At 63.7% G+C, this 16,299-nt stretch carries 18 protein-coding genes and 1 riboswitch; of the genes, 2 read left to right on the top strand and 16 right to left on the bottom strand.

Annotated elements, in window-relative coordinates:
- Positions 1-8: 8 nt before the first annotated feature.
- The 5 genes from GKQ23_RS15070 to nac form a co-directional block, all read right to left on the bottom strand.
- Positions 9-782: a LamB/YcsF family protein gene (locus tag GKQ23_RS15070; protein WP_212408696.1), complete on the bottom strand. Its 774-nt coding sequence runs from the start codon at positions 780-782 to the stop codon at positions 9-11.
- Positions 769-1,221 (bottom strand): hypothetical protein, encoded by a 453-nt coding sequence (locus GKQ23_RS15075; RefSeq protein ID WP_212408697.1) that lies wholly within the window; start codon positions 1,219-1,221, stop codon positions 769-771. The genes GKQ23_RS15070 and GKQ23_RS15075 overlap by 14 nt, the downstream gene beginning before the upstream one ends.
- Before the next feature lie 9 nt (positions 1,222-1,230).
- On the bottom strand, positions 1,231-2,205 hold the full coding sequence (locus GKQ23_RS15080; RefSeq protein WP_212408698.1) for a biotin-dependent carboxyltransferase family protein: 975 nt from the start codon (positions 2,203-2,205) through the stop codon (positions 1,231-1,233).
- Positions 2,202-2,873: a 5-oxoprolinase subunit PxpB gene (gene pxpB, locus GKQ23_RS15085; protein ID WP_212408699.1), complete on the bottom strand. Its 672-nt coding sequence runs from the start codon at positions 2,871-2,873 to the stop codon at positions 2,202-2,204. Before pxpB ends, GKQ23_RS15080 begins: the two co-directional genes overlap by 4 nt.
- Positions 2,874-3,846: 973 nt before the next feature.
- Positions 3,847-4,770 (bottom strand): nitrogen assimilation transcriptional regulator NAC, encoded by a 924-nt coding sequence (nac, locus tag GKQ23_RS15090; protein WP_056236482.1) that lies wholly within the window; start codon positions 4,768-4,770, stop codon positions 3,847-3,849.
- A 327-nt stretch (positions 4,771-5,097) separates the two neighbouring features.
- Here nac and GKQ23_RS15095 point away from each other — a divergent pair, with 327 nt between their 5' ends.
- Both GKQ23_RS15095 and GKQ23_RS15100 read left to right on the top strand, forming a co-directional pair.
- On the top strand, positions 5,098-6,312 hold the full coding sequence (locus GKQ23_RS15095) for an aspartate transaminase (RefSeq protein WP_212408700.1): 1,215 nt from the start codon (positions 5,098-5,100) through the stop codon (positions 6,310-6,312).
- 10 nt (positions 6,313-6,322) lie between these two features.
- Complete coding sequence (locus GKQ23_RS15100; protein ID WP_056236486.1) at positions 6,323-7,015, top strand: RraA family protein; 693 nt, start codon at positions 6,323-6,325, stop codon at positions 7,013-7,015.
- A gap of 237 nt (positions 7,016-7,252) precedes the next feature.
- Here the strand turns inward: GKQ23_RS15100 and GKQ23_RS15105 are convergent, their stop codons facing one another.
- The 11 genes from GKQ23_RS15105 to phnF form a co-directional block, all read right to left on the bottom strand.
- On the bottom strand, positions 7,253-8,191 hold the full coding sequence (locus tag GKQ23_RS15105) for a 2-hydroxyacid dehydrogenase (protein WP_233208959.1): 939 nt from the start codon (positions 8,189-8,191) through the stop codon (positions 7,253-7,255).
- A gap of 157 nt (positions 8,192-8,348) precedes the next feature.
- Entirely contained in the window at positions 8,349-8,987 is a 639-nt protein-coding gene (locus GKQ23_RS15110; protein ID WP_212408701.1) for a TenA family protein, read from the bottom strand.
- 35 nt (positions 8,988-9,022) lie between these two features.
- Positions 9,023-9,137, bottom strand: a riboswitch (TPP riboswitch).
- 181 nt (positions 9,138-9,318) lie between these two features.
- Positions 9,319-9,864, bottom strand: coding sequence for a ribose 1,5-bisphosphokinase (gene phnN / locus GKQ23_RS15115; RefSeq protein ID WP_212408703.1), 546 nt, complete (start codon positions 9,862-9,864; stop codon positions 9,319-9,321).
- On the bottom strand, positions 9,864-11,000 hold the full coding sequence (phnM, locus tag GKQ23_RS15120) for an alpha-D-ribose 1-methylphosphonate 5-triphosphate diphosphatase (protein ID WP_212408705.1): 1,137 nt from the start codon (positions 10,998-11,000) through the stop codon (positions 9,864-9,866). Before phnM ends, phnN begins: the two co-directional genes overlap by 1 nt.
- Positions 10,997-11,701 (bottom strand): phosphonate C-P lyase system protein PhnL, encoded by a 705-nt coding sequence (gene phnL / locus GKQ23_RS15125; protein WP_212408707.1) that lies wholly within the window; start codon positions 11,699-11,701, stop codon positions 10,997-10,999. The genes phnM and phnL overlap by 4 nt, the downstream gene beginning before the upstream one ends.
- 118 nt (positions 11,702-11,819) lie before the next feature.
- On the bottom strand, positions 11,820-12,581 hold the full coding sequence (gene phnK / locus GKQ23_RS15130; protein ID WP_101505825.1) for a phosphonate C-P lyase system protein PhnK: 762 nt from the start codon (positions 12,579-12,581) through the stop codon (positions 11,820-11,822).
- Positions 12,578-13,468, bottom strand: a complete 891-nt coding sequence (locus GKQ23_RS15135) for an alpha-D-ribose 1-methylphosphonate 5-phosphate C-P-lyase PhnJ (RefSeq protein ID WP_056236499.1) — start codon at positions 13,466-13,468, stop codon at positions 12,578-12,580. The genes phnK and GKQ23_RS15135 overlap by 4 nt, the downstream gene beginning before the upstream one ends.
- Positions 13,461-14,537, bottom strand: a complete 1,077-nt coding sequence (locus GKQ23_RS15140; protein ID WP_212408708.1) for a carbon-phosphorus lyase complex subunit PhnI — start codon at positions 14,535-14,537, stop codon at positions 13,461-13,463. The genes GKQ23_RS15135 and GKQ23_RS15140 overlap by 8 nt, the downstream gene beginning before the upstream one ends.
- Positions 14,537-15,112 carry a phosphonate C-P lyase system protein PhnH gene (gene phnH, locus GKQ23_RS15145; protein WP_212408710.1) on the bottom strand — a complete coding sequence of 192 codons (576 nt, stop codon included), beginning with the start codon at positions 15,110-15,112 and terminating at the stop codon, positions 14,537-14,539. The genes GKQ23_RS15140 and phnH overlap by 1 nt, the downstream gene beginning before the upstream one ends.
- Complete coding sequence (gene phnG / locus GKQ23_RS15150; protein ID WP_212408712.1) at positions 15,113-15,553, bottom strand: phosphonate C-P lyase system protein PhnG; 441 nt, start codon at positions 15,551-15,553, stop codon at positions 15,113-15,115.
- Positions 15,554-16,270, bottom strand: a complete 717-nt coding sequence (gene phnF / locus GKQ23_RS15155; RefSeq protein WP_212411843.1) for a phosphonate metabolism transcriptional regulator PhnF — start codon at positions 16,268-16,270, stop codon at positions 15,554-15,556.
- Positions 16,271-16,299 lie beyond the last annotated feature (29 nt).

Here is a 16,299-nt window from a genome sequence, read left to right on the forward strand (position 1 = left end):
GCCACTGTTTATTCATAGGAATGTTTCGATATCGGGATGATTTCCCCGCCCGCATTCGCAATATCCTGGCGCAGTTGTGCGATCAGTTGCAGCGCACCCGGGGTATCGCCATGCAGTAAAACCGACGAGATGTCCATCGCCAGCAGCGTGCCGTCAATGGCGTTGATGCTGCCGGTCTGCAACAGCGTCAGCACGCGCTGGCTGACCAGCAACGGATCGTGGATCACCGCCCCTGGCTCGCCGCGCGGTACCAGCAGCCCGTTTGCCTGATAGGCGCGGTCCGCCAGGAAGGTACAGGCCACCCGCAGCCCCAGCTCGCGGGCGCAGCGTTCAACGGCGTTACCGGCGGTGGTGCTGATAATGATGTCAGGATCGAACGCCTGCACCGCCGCCAGCAGCGGTCGCGCCAGCGCGTCGTCCTCGGCGGCCATATTGCCCAGCGCGCCGTGAAAGCTCATATGGCTGAGCGGGTAGCCCTCTACGCGGGCAAAGGCGGCCAGCGCTCCCAGCTGATAAGTGACATAATGCGCCAGGGTGGCGGTATCAATCTGCATGCGGCGGCGGCCAAAACCGGCCAGGTCGGGGAAGCCAACGTGCGCCCCGAGATCGACGCCGTGGCGTCTGGCCAGCGCCACGCTGGCCGCCATGATCGCCGCATCCCCGGCGTGAAACCCGCAGGCGACGTTGGCAGAGCTGATCAGTGCCATCAGTCCGGCGTCATCGCCCATGCGCCAGTCACCAAAGCCTTCGCCGAGATCGGCGTTAAGATCAATGGCTCTCATTTGCTGTCTCCTCTGTGATGACCTGTGCCACCGGCTGGCCGTACTCCACCCGCTGTCCATGACTGACCGTATAACCCGCCAGCCTGCCGCCGGTTTGTGCCCGTAACGGCAGACAGATCGGCCCGACCTGCAGCAGCGCCAGCAGATCGCCCGCCGCCACCGTCCCCTGCTCCTCCGCCAGCGCCTTGCCGGTGAGCGGGTCCTGCAGCCAGATATGGCCGGGCATCGATGCCGTCAGCGCCAGCGGTTCCGGCGGTGCTGGCGGTGCCTGTGGTTCCGGCGCGGCCACGCCGGCGGCGGCGGCGGCGGGTAATGCTGATGCGCCGCCCGGTTCGCAGGTCAGCCGCACGGCATAATCTGCACCTTTGATCTCGATGCTCTCCAGCCCGCTGCGGCGCAGCCGGCGGGCAATCGCCTGAATTTCACGAAATGCTAACATCCTGCCTCCTCAGGCCTGCTGTGGGCACAGCCGGTAGTCTTCAATACGCTGGCACAGGGCATCAAGCCACTGCTGACGCTCGCGCCCGGCGCCCTCCGCCTGCTGCCAGTTCACTTCCACAAACTGCACGCTGCTGCCCACCGGCACCTGGCCGAGCAGCCACATATCGGCGTCGATCACCGTGCCGAGTTTCGGATAGCCGCCGCTGGGCTGGGCATCGCGCATCTGAATAATCGGCTGACCGCTGTGGGTCACCTGGATAACCCCGGGGATGATGCCGTGAGAACGCATCTCCAGCGGGGTTTTCGCCACCAGGCCCTCGCCTTCCAGCCGGTAGCCATAGCGGTTGCTCTGCGGCGTGACGCGCCACTGCTGCTGCCAGAATCGGGCTACTGAGGCATCGGTAAAGGCGCGGTATTCGGCGGCGGGAAGCACCCGCACCTGCGGAATACCGGTCGGGTTATCGCTCAGCGCCAGCCGTGGCGGCGCGATACCAAAGTCGGTAGCACCCTGCCAGTCCGTCAGGCACGGGCTGAGGCAGTCACCCTGCTGCAGGCCACGGCCATGAAAACCACCAAACTCGCCGCGCAGCTGGGTGCTGCGCGAGCCAAGTACAGGCGGTACGTCCACGCCGCCCGGCAGGTGCAGGTAGCTGCGTGCGGAGAAGCGCGAGGCGTGCAGGGTCAGCACGTCACCGGCGCGCGCCTGCGCCACCCACCAGGCCGGGATGCGCCGCTCGCCCAGCGTGGCGCTGCTGTCGCCACCGCTGAGGGCAAAGGCGCAGTCGCGGGTGAAGCGCAGACGGAACGGGAACAGCGGCACTTCGATGGCCGCGTCGTCCGGCTGATTGCCGAGCAGCGCGTTGCCAAGGCGCAGCGCCAGCGGATCCATTGCACCGGCGGTGCCGACGCCGTAGTGCAGCGCGCCAAAGCGGCCGGTGTCCTGCACGCTGGTCAGCGCGGTGGTACGTTCGATAACGATCATGCCAGCACCCGGCTTACCCGAAAGCGAATGCTGTCGCCGGGTTGCAGCCGCACCGGGGATTCGGCGTGGGCATCAAAGAAGACGAAATCAGTGCGGCCGATGGTGTTCCAGCCGCTGGGGCCTGGCGAAGCCGAGACGCCGGTTTGCACGCCACCTATTGATACCGATCCACCGGGAATGCTCTGCACCGGCGTGCTGCGGCGCGGGGTGGCGATCGCCGGATCCATATTGCCGAGGTAGCAGTAGCCGGGATGGCTGCCGAGGGCGTAAACCGGATAAAGCGGTTCGCTGTGGCGCTGGACGATCTCCTGAATGGTCATGCCGGTGTGTTCGGCAACGTCACAGATGTGCGGGCCGGGCTCACCGCCGTAGGTGACGTCCAGTTCGATGACGCGGCCGGAGAAGGTTTTGCTCTCGCCGCGCTGCCACTGGCGCTGCAATTGTTCGAACAGCGATGCGCCTTCGCGCAGCTGCGGGCCGAACACCAGCATCAGATTATTCATGCCCGGCACGACGCCACGGATGGCGTTGAGCTCCTGCGCGTAGTCCGCCAGCGCCCAGATGCGCTGCTGGTTTTCCAGGCTGAGTTCACCGGGGGCTTCGAACAGCACCGCGTGGGTGCCAAGCCAGCTGATTTGCGGGGTCTGTAACTGACGTGCTGGATCCATTCCATTTCCTCAACGTGGTATCCGCTAACGGAAAAACCGTGATGGGAACACTGTATCTTGTGGCTTTTGCCCGGGTGTAAGAGGGTTTCGCTTTAGGGTGATAAGAGAGCCTTATTACTGTTGGCTGTGGTGTTGCTGTCTTAGGGCGTAGCTTTCTGCTCTGGTGGTGGGTTCAGTTGTTGCGTTGCTGTTTTAAAGGCGTGGCTTTCTGCTCTGGTGGTGGGTTCAGTTGTTGCGTTGCTGTTTTAAAAGCGTGGCTTTCTGCTCTGGTGGTGGGTTCGGCCGCGGGCGAAAGAACGCCGGGACGCTGCAAGTACGTCCATGTAAGCTCGGGCGGCGCTCCCTGCGCCGCACGCCCGGCTAACCTTTTCGCCCGCGTCCTCCCTGCCAGCTGTTGTGTTGCTGTCTTAAAGACGTGGCTTTCTGCTCTGGTGCCGGGTTCAGTTGTTGCGTTGCTGTCTTAAAGGCGTAGCTTCCTGTTCTCGTGCCGGGTTCAGCCGCGGGCGAAAAGAACGCCGGGACGCTGCAAGTACGTCCATGTAAGCTCGTGCGGCGCTCCCTGCGCCGCACGCCCGGCTAACCTTTTCGCCCGCGTCCTCCCTGTTGGCTATTGCGTTGCTGCTAAAGACATCGCTTTTCGCCAGTGCTTCTGGCGGCTAAACAGCAGAGACTGTTTGGTCGGCTTTAATTTTGCCTGGTTTGGTTTTATCTGATTTTGTTTCAAAACAGCAACACAGAAAATAACAGGCAATCGGGGTTTATCCGGGTTAGCGGACCTTCGGGCACAGGGACGTGCCCGGCAGAGCCCAGGGACGTTACTGGCGTGTCCGCGATCCGGATAAACCCCGATTAGCCGGGCACCTTAACCCGAAGCGACCAGCGGTCCCAAAGCCACACCCCGTCAGGCCAGGCACCGGAACCTGAAACGACAAAAAGTACGCCTGAGTGCTGCCTTTTGGGTGGTGGGAGGGGCTTAGCTCACCAGCGTCAGCGGCCGGTTGTCCTGGGTGCGTTCGGCCATCAGCGACAGCAGGATCTTCTTCACCGCTTCGGCCGGCTGCGACAGCGGCAGATGATCGGATGTACAGAAGGAGAGCGGTGCCTGAATCGGTTCGACGATCTTGCTCATGCGCAGCAGTGGTGCCTGCTTCAGCATCTGACGGGCGATCGACTCCGGCAGAATGGTGGAACCCAGATTACTGGCCAGCGCCTGGGCCAGCGTGGTGGCCGACTCGATTTCGCACGTCACTTTGTAAGCAAGATTCTTCTGCACAAAAGCTTCATCGACCAGCTTACGCATAATGTTGTAGATGCGCGGCAGGAACAGGTCAAGATGGGCGATCTGTTCGAGGGTCACGGTTTTACCGAAGCGGGCCTCGGACGGCGGCGTCACCAGCCACAAATCTTCTTTCATCAGCGGGATAAAGGCCAGACCGTGCACCTGGCGGTTGCCGTACAGCACCGCCATATCCATGCGTCCGCTCATAATCAGCTCGCTGAGGGTGGTGCCAAAACTCTCATTAAAGTAGAGCAGGATGCCGGGATGCTGGCGACGCACCTCCTCCATCAGCGGCAGCGCCAGCAGCGAAGCGGCGGTGCCGGGGGCCAGGCCCACGGAAACCTGCCCGCTCAATGCCTGGCCCGCACCATCGATCGCGCTCTGCGCCTGTTCGCACTGACGCAGGATCGCCTGAGCATGGGCGTAGAGAATATTGCCGGCCTCGGTGGGGGTGACGCCGCGCTTGGTGCGGATCAACAGCTGCTGACCCACCTCCCCCTCCAGCGAGGCCAGCTGCTGGCTGAGCGCCGGCTGGGCGATGTGCAGAATATCGGCCGCCTGGGTCAAACTGCCAACGTCGACAATTTTGATAAAATACTTAAGCCGCCTGAGATTCATCGTTACACCCCTGTTTCACGTTCAATATGTTACGGAAAAGTGAACGGGAGTGTAGCAAGAGTCAGGCCAGGCTGATTGTTACCCACCCCACAAAGTGCGATGTTAAAAAAGTTAATATGCAAAACAGTGAGATAGATCGTGTTATCTCAGGATGCCCCTATAAATCAGCCAGTTGCTCCCTGGCCGCGCCTGCACTATTGCAGGTCAGTTTGCTTATGACGGTGCCCCATCCATAAGCTTTTGCTCTTGAATCAGAACGATTCCCTGTTACCCGCCGGCCGCCTGAATTCGTAACGTGGTGCTATCCCGGAACAGACTGGAGTCATCATGAGTGCTATCCGTATTGCCAGCCGCGTCACGCGCATCAAACCATCGCCGAGCAGCACCGCGTCCGATCGCGCCAACGCGCTGAAGCGCGAAGGCAAATCGATTATCAATCTGGTGGTCGGCGAGCCGGATTTTGACACGCCACCGGCGATCTGCCAGGCGGCCTGCGAGGCGATTAACCGCGGCGAAACGCGCTACACGCAGAATAACGGCACCCCGGCGCTGCGGGCGGCGATTGCCGCCAAATTCGCGCGCGAGAACCGCCTGACCGTCGCCGCCGACGATATCATCGTCACTAACGGGGCCAAGAGCGCGATTTTCAACGCCTTTGCCGCCACGCTGGAAACCGGCGACGAGGTGCTGATCCCGGCACCTTACTGGGTCTCCTACCCGGATATGGTGCTGGCCTGCGACGGCCGCCCGCTGATTATCACCTGCCAGGAAGCGGCAGGTTTCAGGCTAACGCCGGAGCAGCTGCGCGCCTCCATCACCAGCCGCTGCCGCTGGCTGCTGCTCAACTCGCCGTCTAACCCGACCGGGGCGACCTACAGCCGTGCCGAACTGCGCGCGCTGGCCGACGTGCTGCTCGACTATCCGCACCTGGCAATTATGACCGACGATATCTACGAGCATATCCGCTACGACGGCTCAGAGAACGTGCATCTGCTCGAGGTGGAGCCACGCCTGGCGGATCGCACGCTGGTGGTCAACGGCGTGTCGAAAACCTACGCCATGACCGGCTGGCGCATCGGCTATGCCGCCGGACCAAAGGCGCTGATCGCCGCGATGGGCACGCTGCAGTCGCAGTCCACCAGCAACGCCAGCTCGGTAAGCCAGGCGGCCGCGCTGGCGGCGCTGAACAGCGGCACGGAATTTATCAGCCACAGCCGCGAAATTTACCGCCAGCGCCGCGACGCGATGGCCGCCGCCCTGAACGCCATTCCCGGCCTGCACTGCCAGCTGCCGGACGGCGCTTTCTACCTCTACGTTAACTGCGCCGGGCTGCTGGGCAAAACCACCGCTACCGGCCAGGTGCTGAAAAGCGACACGGAGGTAGTGCTGTGGCTGCTGGAGAGCGCCGGCGTGGCGGTGGTGGCCGGTTCTGCCTACGGCCTGTCGCCCTACTTCCGCCTGTCGATTGCCACCGATCTCGCCACACTCCAGGCCGGCGCGGCACAGATCGCCACCGCCGTCGCCACCCTGAATTCATATTAAGGAATCCGTTATGAGCGTAGGAAACCGAATTTTCTTACAGCGCGACCTCAGCGCTGCCGCGTATGTTGAGGCCTTCCGCCAGCTGCCGGCTGCGGTGGTGGCCGACTGTATGAGCCGCCTGCCCGCCCTGTCGCAGAAGATTAACCTGATGAGCGCACCGCGTAACCCGGTGATGTGCGGGCTGGCGTTTACCGTTAAAGCCCGCTCCGGCGACAACCTGATGCTGCATAAGGCGATGGACCTGGCCGGGCCGGGTGACGTGATAGTGGTGAACAACGAAGGCGATACCAGCCAGGCGCTGATGGGCGAAGTGATGACCACCTTTGCCCGCCAGCGCGGGATTGAGGGGCTGGTGCTGGACGGCGCGATCCGCGATATCGAAGGGATCGGCAAAATGGATTATCACCTGTATGCCGCCGCCGTAACGCCGGGCGGGCCGTTCAAGGATGGACCGGGGGAAATTAACGTGCCGATCGCCTGCGGCAATATCCACGTGTCACCGGGCGACATTATCCTTGGCGACCATGACGGGGTGATCGTGATCCCGCACGGTGACGCGGCGCGGATTCTGGAGGCGGCGCAGGCCTATCTGATCGTCGACGAACGCAACTTCGAGCTGGCCAAAACCGGCGAGCTGGAGCGCAGCTGGATCGACGTGGCGCTGCAGGCGAAAGGCGTTGAGGTGATTGACGGGCGCTACTGAGGCGCCGCGCGTTCGCTAGCGATTGCCACTGAGACCACCAGTGCTACTGCTATAACATCATCAGATAAGTGCGGCATGGCCGCACTTTTTACGTTTGCCCTGTTAACCTTCTTCATCAACCCTCCTTCAAGCCGCACACTTCATCAACCAGGAAGTCTTCAGGTTGAGTAAAGCCAACGAAACAGGGCCCACCAGGGCCCTGTAAAGGTTAACGTTTGTTCACGATGACGCTGATTCTCAGCCCACCGGCGTCAGCGCCTCACCGCGCGCGAACCAGGCCGCCAGATTACCGGCAACGTTATCGGCCATCGCCTGGCGGGTCTCGCCGGTGGCGCTGGCGATATGCGGGGTCAGTACGGTATTTTCCAGCGCGGCAAAACGCGGATCGATGGCCGGCTCGTTGTCATAGACGTCCAGCCCCGCGCCGAGAATGGTGCGATTCTGCAGGGCGTCGATCAGGTCATCTTCATTGACCACCGCGCCGCGCGCCACGTTAATCAGAATGCCCTTTTCGCCCAGCGCGCTGAGGATTTCGCTGTCCACCACCTTATAGTTGCGCGCGTCGCCAGGCACCGCCAGCACCAGCACGTCGCTGAACTGCGCCAGCTGGTGCAGATCGCCGAAGCGCTGCCAGCCCGGCTGGTCGCTCTGACGGCTGTTAACGTAGCCCACCTGCATATCGAAGGCGGCACAGCGGCGGGCAATGGCCGCACCAATCCTGCCAAGGCCGAGGATACCCACGCGCTTACCGCTCAGTTTGCTGGCCAGCACCGGCGGGCGCTGCGGCCACTCGCCGGCGCGCAGGAAGGCGTCCTGCGCCACGATCTGCCGCGAGACGCTGAGCATCAGCGCCAGCGCCAGGTCGGCCACGTCATCGGTAAGAATGTCCGAGGTGACGGTCACGGTGATATTGCGGTCACGGGCGGCCGCCAGGTCGATGGCATCGGTCCCGACGCCAAACACCGAGATAATCTCCAGCGCCGGCAGCGCGGCCATCACCTCCGGGGCCAGGCCGACGTCGCCACGGGTGGCCACGGCACGAATGCTCTGCCCGTGCTGCCGTAGCCAGGCGGCCGCATCCGGCTGTTCATACAGGCGGTGGCACAGGTAGTCACGGTGCAGCGCTTCGCTCAGCACCGGCATCAGCGGTTGAATAATCAGCAGTTCTTGTTTCATTACGCACACCATCCATTGAGAGTCAGAGTAAGAAGTCGTTATTAAACTAGCGAACTTTTTAGTGTTACACCTGCAATGTTACGCTTATTGCTATACAGGTTACGCTTATGGTTGATCTTACTTAGCGCGGCAAGCGGGGTGCAGCCATACTCAATGCTTAGTCGTAGGCCGCATCGAAGAAGGCTTTTTCCAGGGTGACGGCGCGCAGGAAGAAATCTTCGCAGCGATCGCGTTCGGCGGGGCCGACCCGGTCGAGCTCTTCGCGCAGGAAGTCGACAAAGGCGTTGAAGTCGGGATTATCGTGCAGCGTGACCCATTCGGCGTAGAGGAAATTTTCCGGCAGCGGGCGCGGGGCGCGGGTGGCCCAGTCGCGGTAGAGCCATTCGGCGACGTTGAGCACGGAGAGGATCGCGGCGTAGGAGCGGGTAGCGGCGGCTTCCAGCATAATGGCTTTAAAACCGGCGGTGGGCGCGCTGTCCGGCAAGCTGGTACGCCGCTGTTCGCTGATGCCCAGCGCGTCGAATCCCCGCAGGAAATAAGTGTTTTCGTCGGAGGAGACCATGCCGGCGAAGCGGCCAAAGCGCAGTCGTGCAAGGGTGCTGTCGGCGCTGGCGATGGCGGAGCCGATCAGGGTGAGGAAGCTGTCCAGAAAGCGGTAGTCCTGGATCAGGTAGGTGGCCATGACCGTATCGGCGACTTCGCCCTGGCAGAGTTCACGCACGAAGCGGTGCTGTACCGCCTGCGACCAGATGGGCTGGCTCAGTTCACGGAGCTGTTCGGTAAAACGTTGGGTCATCAGGTAGTCCTTGGGTAACGGACTACCGGCGAGAGTTAGCCAGGCTGCGCCATCCCTTCGCCGGCATTATCCGGATCAGGTAATAAGGGTCATCGCGCTGCGTACGCCTGCGATCTCTCAGCCAGCTGCCTGGCTCCCCCTGGGAGCTGAGATCTATATCTTAAAATCCCGGCTTTGTCACTTAACGTATGTTCCCTGAAATCTTCTGCTGTGCCCGCAGCGGGCGGTGGCCGGATGCGTTCTTAAGCACGAATTGACCGTAGAATAGCGTCTGACCCAGGCGGAAATTTCCGCCGAGAACCAGGACAACGTCTCTGTGGGCGGTGCAGCGTCAGCGGATCGCCGCGTTTTTATGCAAAATCTGCGAGAACGCTTCCAGCGTCTGCCGCAGGTCGCCGTCGTTGTTCAGGGTGATGCAGGAGGCCGGAACCGGCTCCAGCGCCCGTGCCAGACGCCGCTCTATCGCACCCGCATCCTCCCGCCCGCGCTGCAACAGTCGCTGCGCCAGCACCGCCGGGGAGACCTGCAGGCACACCGGCAGCAGCAGCTCGCCGTAGCGCTGCTGCACCACCGGCAGGTGGCGGCGCGAGCCGTTGACCACCACGTTCAGCCCGTTAGCCAGCCACAGGTCTGTTTCGCAACCCAGCCCGTAAAAGCACTGGTGCGCCTGCCACTCGATGGCAAACAGCCCCAGCTCGCTGCGGCGTAAAAACTCCTGCTCGCTGAGCGCCACGTGGTTCTCGCCGCCCGCCCCGGCGCTGCGGGTGATATAGCGGTGGGCAATCAGCAGCTTCGCCGGCGGGCATTCGCCCAGCGCCTGCAGCAGGCTGTCCTTGCCGGCACCGGACGGCCCAATCAGCCAGATCAGCCGCGCCATCAGAACACCATCCTGCCCTGCGCCCAGACGCTTCTGACGTACGGCTGCTGCTGATGCTCGTGCACCAGCACCAGATCGGCACGCAGCCCTTCGGCGATCGTCCCGCGATCGTGCAGGTTAATGGCACGTGCCGGATTACGGGTCACCAGCGCAACGGCGGCAGGCAGATCGAAGGCGTTGCGTTCGTCGTGCGCCAGCCGGAACGCCGCGTCCAGCAGGCTGGCGGGATAGTAATCGGATGACAGGATATCCAGCTGACCCGCCGCGGCGAGGTCGGCCGCCGCCACGTTGCCGGAGTGTGAGCCGCCGCGCACGATATTCGGCGCCCCCATCAGCACCTGCAGGCCCAGCTCGCGTGAGGCGCGTGCGGCTTCGGCGGTGGTCGGGAATTCGGCGATGGTGCTGCCGATCGCCTGCGACTCCTGCACGTGAGCGTGGGTGGCATCATCGTGGCTGGCCAGCGGGATCTGGTACTGGCGGCACCAGGCGGCGATCGCCTCGCGGTTCGGCGCGGACCAGCGGGCGGCCAGCCGCAGCTGGTCGGCCTGGTAGGCGTCCAGCTGCGCGTCGCTCATCTGATACTTGCCGCCAAAGTAGGTGCGCCACGCCGCCAGCGACACGTACTGACGCTGGCCCGGCGAGTGATCCATCAGCGACACCAGCGACAGTTCGGGGATGCACATCAGCTGTTCAAACAGCGGCAGCGTCGAATCATTTGGCAGCTCGCAGCGCAGGTGCAGACGGTGCTCGGCACGGTTCAGCCCGTGCTTCTGGCTGTGACGGATCGCCTTAATCATCTTCTGCAGGTTATCCATGCGGTGGCCGCCGTCGCGCACGTCGCCGACGCCGATCGCGTCCAGCACCGTGGTGATGCCGCTGGCGATAATCAGCGCGTCGTGGCTGCTCATCGCCGAGTGGGCCGGCCAGTCCACCTTTGGTCGTGGCGCAAAGAACCTGTCGAGGTTATCGGTATGCAGTTCGATCATGCCCGGCATCAGCCAGCCGCCTTCGCCGTCGATCGCCTCCGGCAGCTGGCTGGGCGTGTCGGCGTACGCGGTGATGACGCCGTTCTCGCAGGCCAGCGATCCGGCCACCACTTCCTTTTCCAGAATCAGTTTAACGTTATTGATAATCACAGGGCGTGCTCCACGGCAACAGGTTGCATCACATGCAGACGGTCCGCGACGCGTTCGCGCACCGCGTGGTCATGAAAAATACCGACGATGGCCGCGCCGCGCTGGCGCGCCTGCTCAATCAGCGCCACCACCGCGGCGCTGTTGGTGGCGTCCAGCGAGGCGGTCGGCTCGTCGAGCAGCAGAATCGGCGACTCGGCGATAAACCCGCGGGCGATATTGACCCGCTGCTGCTCACCGCCGGAGAAGGTGGACGGTGCCAGCGACCAGAGCCGCTCAGGCACGTTAAGGTGGCTAAGCAGCGCTTTGGCACGCGCTTCACTCTCGGCGCGCGCCACGCCGCGCTCCAGCAGCGGCTGCATCACCACCTCCAGCGTGGTGATACGCGGGATCACCCGCAGAAACTGGCTGACCCAGCCCAGCGTGTCACGGCGGATGCTGAGGATGTGTCGCGCCGGGGCGCTGACCAGATCGACCCATTCGCCATGATGATCCAGCCAGATCTGGCCGCTGTCCGGCAGATAGTTAGCGTACAGCGAGCGCAGCAGCGTGGACTTGCCGCTGCCGGAGTGGCCGTGCAGCACCACGCACTCCCCCGCCGCCACCTGCAGCGAGGCGTTCTCCAGCACCGGCAGGCGTGCGCCCTGCTGGTTGTGCATCACAAACGTTTTCGACAGATTTTCAACGCGTAGTTTTAAGCTCATGAGGGTTATCACCGTCAGATAATAGTAGTCAACGTTTCACTGCCCCATTCAGCGCCTGGCGGGCGGTAACCCGCCTGGTGCCACCGCCCGCACCGGGGACTGATGACCGCATAACGCGTCAGCTCAGCACCGATGAAACCAGCAGCTGGGTATAGGGATGGTGCGGGTCGTCCAGCACCCGGTCGGTCAGCCCGCTCTCCACCACCGCGCCCTGCTTCATCACCAGCAGCCGGTGGGCCAGCAGCCGCGCCACGCCAAGATCGTGGGTGACGATCACCACCGCCAGGTTGAGATCGCGCACCAGCGTGCGCAGCAGATCCAGCAGGCGCGCCTGCACCGAAACGTCCAGACCGCCGGTGGGTTCATCCATAAACACCAGCTTCGGCCGGGTGACCAGGTTACGGGCAATCTGCAGGCGCTGCTGCATGCCGCCGGAGAAGGTGCCCGGCAGGTCGTCAATGCGCGCCAGCGGGATCTCCACGTCCTGCAGCCACTGGCCGGCGGTGGCGCGGATCTGGCCGTAGTGGCGTTCCCCCACCGCCATCAGCCGTTCGCCGATATTGCCGCCGGCGGAGACCTGCGCCCGCAGCCCGTCCATTGGATACTGGTGTACCACGCCCCACTCGGTGCGCAGCAGGCGGCGACGATCGCTTTCGCTGCGGGCGTAGAGGTCTTCGCCCTGATAGATAATCGAGCCCTGCTGCGGCGTCAGCCGGGCGGAGATCGCCTTCAGCAGCGTGGTTTTGCCGGAGCCGGACTCGCCGACGATGCCCAGCACCTCACCCGGATACAGTTCAAATGAGACGTCGCTGAAGCCTTTGCCCGGCGCGTAGAGGTGGGTCAGCTGGTTAACCGCCAGCAGCGGTGACTCTGCGATCATGTGGACGGCTCCTGTGGATCTTGCTGCTCTTCCGGGGACGGGCGCTGGCCCTGCAGCTGCTGCTGTTCGCCGCAGTAGTCGGTGTCGGAGCAGACAAACAGGCGGTTACCTGCGTCGTCCAGCACCACTTCATCCAGATAGCTGTCGCGTGAGCCGCACAGCGCACAGGGCTGCTCCCAGCGCTGCACGCTGAACGGATGGTCGTCAAAGTCGAGGCTCTCGACGCGGGTGTAAGGCGGTAGCGCGTAGATGCGCTTTTCACGCCCGGCGCCAAACAGCTGCAGAGCCGGCATCATATTCATCTTCGGGTTATCAAATTTCGGGATCGGCGACGGGTCCATCACGTAGCGATCGTTAACCTTCACCGGGTAGGCGTAGGTGGTGGCGATATGGCCGTAGCGGGCGATATCCTCATACAGTTTGACCTGCATGATGCCGTACTCTTCCAGCGCGTGCATGGTGCGGGTTTCGGTTTCACGTGGCTCAATAAAGCGCAGCGGCTCCGGGATCGGCACCTGATAAATCAGGATCTGATCCTCCGCCAGCGGCGTTTCCGGAATGCGGTGACGGGTCTGGATCAGCGTGGCGTCGACGGTGCGTTCGGTGGTGGCCGCACCGCTGACCCGCTGGAAGAAGCGGCGGATCGACACCGCGTTGGTGGTGTCGTCCGCGCCCTGGTCAATCACCTTCAGCACGTCGTGCTCGCCGATCACGCTGGCGGTCAGCTGGATGCCGCCGGTGCCCCAGCCGTACGGCATCGGCATTTCGCGGCCGCCGAACGGCACCTGGTAGCCGGGAATGGCCACCGCCTTGAGGATCGCCCGCCGGAGGGTGCGTTTGCTCTGTTCGTCGAGGTAGCCGGGGTTATAGCCGTTCAGTTCACTCACGGTGCTGCTCCTCGTATTCGGCGCGCAGGCGCTTCAGCAGCACCAGCTCGGCCTGGAAATCAACGTAGTGGGGTAGCTTCAGGTGCGACACAAAGCCGGAGGCTTCGACGTTATCCGCGTGGGCGAGCACAAACTCCTCATCCTGCGCCGGGCTGGTAACCCGCTCACCGTGCTCAGCGGTTTGCAGCGCGCGATCCACCAGCGCCATCGCCATCGCCTTGCGCTCGGCGCGGCCGAACACCAGCCCGTAGCCGCGGGTGAAGTGCGGCGCACGCTCTTCCGGGGCGGTGAAACCGTTGACCATTTCGCATTCGGTCAGCAGCAGTTCACCGATCTCCAGCGGGAAGCCCAGCTCCTCCGGTACGATCTCCACCGTGACGTAGCCGGTGCGGATCTCGCCGGCAAACGGATGGGTGCGGCCGTAGCCGCGCTGGCCGGAGTAGCCCAGCGCCAGCAGAAAGCCTTCGTCGCCGCGCACCAGCTGCTGCAGGCGTGCCGCGCGCGGCTGCGGGTAGGACGGCGGCTCGCGGGTGATATCCGGCGGCTCGCTGCCGTCATCCTCTTCGCGCAGCGCCAGCCCTTCGCGGGTCATCAGGTCGAACATATGCGGGCAGCACGGCTCCAGCGGCTGGTCGGCACGCGGCGCGGCGGGCGCTTTACCCTCCGCCAGCAGGGTGAAATCCAACAGCCGGTGGGTGTAGTCGTAGGTCGGGCCGAGCAGCTGCCCGCCGGGCAGATCCTTGTACACCGCCGAGATACGGCGCTCGACGCGCATTTTAGCCGTGTCCAGCGGTACGCTGTCCGCCAGCCGCGGCAGCGTGGTGCGGTAGGCGCGCAGCAGGAAGATCGCTTCCACCAGGTCGCCGCTGGCCTGTTTGATCGCCAGCGCCGCCAGCTCGCGGTCGTGAATGCCGCCTTCGGTCATCACCCGATCCACCGCCAGCCCCAGCTGCTGCTCAATCTGTTCACACTGCAACTCCGGCTGCTGCGGATCGCCGCGGCGCAGGCTCTCCTGCAGCTGATGAGCGGCGGCGATCGCCTTCTCGCCCCCTTTTACCGCGACGTACATCAGCACACCTCCACGTCGGTGGTGCGCGGCAGCGCCATCATATTTTCTCCGCAGGTAAAGATCAGGTCGATCCCCTGCGGGAAGCGATGCGACCGGTCGCGCAGATAGCGCAGCACGTTCTCCGGCAGCTTCGGCGCAATGGCGCGGGTTTCCATCAGCCCCGGACCGCGCAGGCGCAGGGTCAGGCCACCGCTCAGCGACGGGACTTCAATAATCAGCGTGCTGCTCTTCTCCGGCGAGAGGTTGTCCCCGGCGGAAAAACCGGCGATATCGGCCTCAGATTCCGCGTGCAGCAGCGCAAACGGTGCCCGGGTGCTGTCCGTCACCGGCGCGCCGGTGTGGAAGCGCAGATTGTTGCGCAGGGCGTCGTTATCCAGCCGGGCGTCGATCCACAGCGGCGTTTCACCGTCGACGAGGGTCATCATCACCGCCGTGGCGGCGGTGGAGGTCTGCCCCCACGCCGGCAGTACCGGCAGCGAGACCATCACCCCCGGCTCGCTCATGGCTTTGAGAATACGACGGAAGGCGCGTTGCGCGTCGGCAACCGGATGGCTGAAGCTGGCAAGTAAGGTCATTTAGTTATCTCCCCGGACCAGGGTAAAGAAGTCGACGCGGCTGCTGGCCACCTCGCGCGAGCGCAGCGTCAGCTGCTCCTGACGCAGGGCCGCCAGCGGCGCAATAATCTGCTGCTGCAGGGCAGCAGACTGTTCCCCCTGCAGCAGCGCATCCAGCAGCGCGCAGCGTTCGGCGTGCTGATGGTCACGGCCCAGCACGTAGCTGTAGCCGCATAAGCCGTTGTTCAGCCTGACCACCGCCCGGGTGACGGTAGTGTCACCGAGGATAAAGCGTTTACCGGTGCCGCCCATCCGCGCCTGCAGGCGGGTCAGGCCGGTTTCAGGTGCGCGCAGCAGCTGATACGCCGGCTGAAGCTGAGCGGGCCAGTGGGCCAGCAGCTGCTGCGGCGTGCTGTGGGCCAGCACCGACAGCCAGTGCTGACGGGTCTTCTGTGCTTCCATTTAGTGCTCCAGCGTCAGTTCAATCATATCGGCGCGGGTCAGGCTGACGGAGTATTCCGCCATTCTGCCGCCGTCGGTTTCGGTGTTCAGGGTGCGCACGCAGAGCAGCGGCGCGTGCAGCGCCACCTCCAGCAGCCGGCTCTCCTTCGCCTGCGCGCGGCGCGCGGTGATCCGCGTCTGCCTGCGGCTGAGGCCGGAGGTCAGATGCTGCTGCATAAAGTCATGCAGCGATCCGCTGGTGAACGTTTGCAACTGCGGCCACCAGCTCAGCTCCGGCAGCCAGTGATTGATCACGCACACCGGCACGCCGTTGACCCGGCGCAGGGTGCGCAGATGGATCACCGTGTCACCTTCCTGACAGCCCAGCGCCGTCGCCACGTCGCTGTTGCACGGGCGCAGCACCGCCAGCAGGCGTTCGCTGGTCGGATGGCTGCCCTGCTCAAGCAGGTTCTGACTGAAACGTGCCTGAGCATGCAGCGGGTAGTTGTACGGGCGCATCAGCACCAGAATCCCCACTCCCTGGCGGCGCTGCACCAGCCCCTTCTCTACCAGCTGGTCCACCGCCCGACGCAGCGTATGGCGGTTAACCGCATACTGCGCCGCCAGCTGTTTCTCCGGCGGCAGATAGTCGCCACAGCGGTAGCGATGCAGCTCCTGCTCCAGCTGGCTGGCAATCGCCTGGTATAAAGTGGTCGGATGTCTGGACATGTTCAGCATAAAAAAAATCTCCACAACGTCATTTCCGT

The organism is Erwinia sp. E602, assembly GCF_018141005.1.
Classification (GTDB): Bacteria; Pseudomonadota; Gammaproteobacteria; order Enterobacterales; family Enterobacteriaceae; genus Erwinia.

Excerpts from the sequence above, each read along its gene's own strand:
- GKQ23_RS15070 (WP_212408696.1), bottom strand. The coding sequence starts at position 782 with ATGAGAGCCATTGATCTTAACGCCGATCTCGGCGAAGGCTTTGGTGAC.
- GKQ23_RS15075 (WP_212408697.1), bottom strand. The coding sequence starts at position 1,221 with ATGTTAGCATTTCGTGAAATTCAGGCGATTGCCCGCCGGCTGCGCCGC.
- GKQ23_RS15080 (WP_212408698.1), bottom strand. The coding sequence starts at position 2,205 with ATGATCGTTATCGAACGTACCACCGCGCTGACCAGCGTGCAGGACACC.
- pxpB (WP_212408699.1), bottom strand. The coding sequence starts at position 2,873 with ATGGATCCAGCACGTCAGTTACAGACCCCGCAAATCAGCTGGCTTGGC.
- nac (WP_056236482.1), bottom strand. The coding sequence starts at position 4,770 with ATGAATCTCAGGCGGCTTAAGTATTTTATCAAAATTGTCGACGTTGGC.
- GKQ23_RS15095 (WP_212408700.1), top strand. The coding sequence starts at position 5,098 with ATGAGTGCTATCCGTATTGCCAGCCGCGTCACGCGCATCAAACCATCG.
- GKQ23_RS15100 (WP_056236486.1), top strand. The coding sequence starts at position 6,323 with ATGAGCGTAGGAAACCGAATTTTCTTACAGCGCGACCTCAGCGCTGCC.
- GKQ23_RS15105 (WP_233208959.1), bottom strand. The coding sequence starts at position 8,191 with ATGAAACAAGAACTGCTGATTATTCAACCGCTGATGCCGGTGCTGAGC.
- GKQ23_RS15110 (WP_212408701.1), bottom strand. The coding sequence starts at position 8,987 with ATGACCCAACGTTTTACCGAACAGCTCCGTGAACTGAGCCAGCCCATC.
- phnN (WP_212408703.1), bottom strand. The coding sequence starts at position 9,864 with ATGGCGCGGCTGATCTGGCTGATTGGGCCGTCCGGTGCCGGCAAGGAC.
- phnL (WP_212408707.1), bottom strand. The coding sequence starts at position 11,701 with ATGAGCTTAAAACTACGCGTTGAAAATCTGTCGAAAACGTTTGTGATG.
- phnK (WP_101505825.1), bottom strand. The coding sequence starts at position 12,581 with ATGATCGCAGAGTCACCGCTGCTGGCGGTTAACCAGCTGACCCACCTC.
- GKQ23_RS15140 (WP_212408708.1), bottom strand. The coding sequence starts at position 14,537 with ATGTACGTCGCGGTAAAAGGGGGCGAGAAGGCGATCGCCGCCGCTCAT.
- phnH (WP_212408710.1), bottom strand. The coding sequence starts at position 15,112 with ATGACCTTACTTGCCAGCTTCAGCCATCCGGTTGCCGACGCGCAACGC.
- phnG (WP_212408712.1), bottom strand. The coding sequence starts at position 15,553 with ATGGAAGCACAGAAGACCCGTCAGCACTGGCTGTCGGTGCTGGCCCAC.
- phnF (WP_212411843.1), bottom strand. The coding sequence starts at position 16,270 with ATGCTGAACATGTCCAGACATCCGACCACTTTATACCAGGCGATTGCC.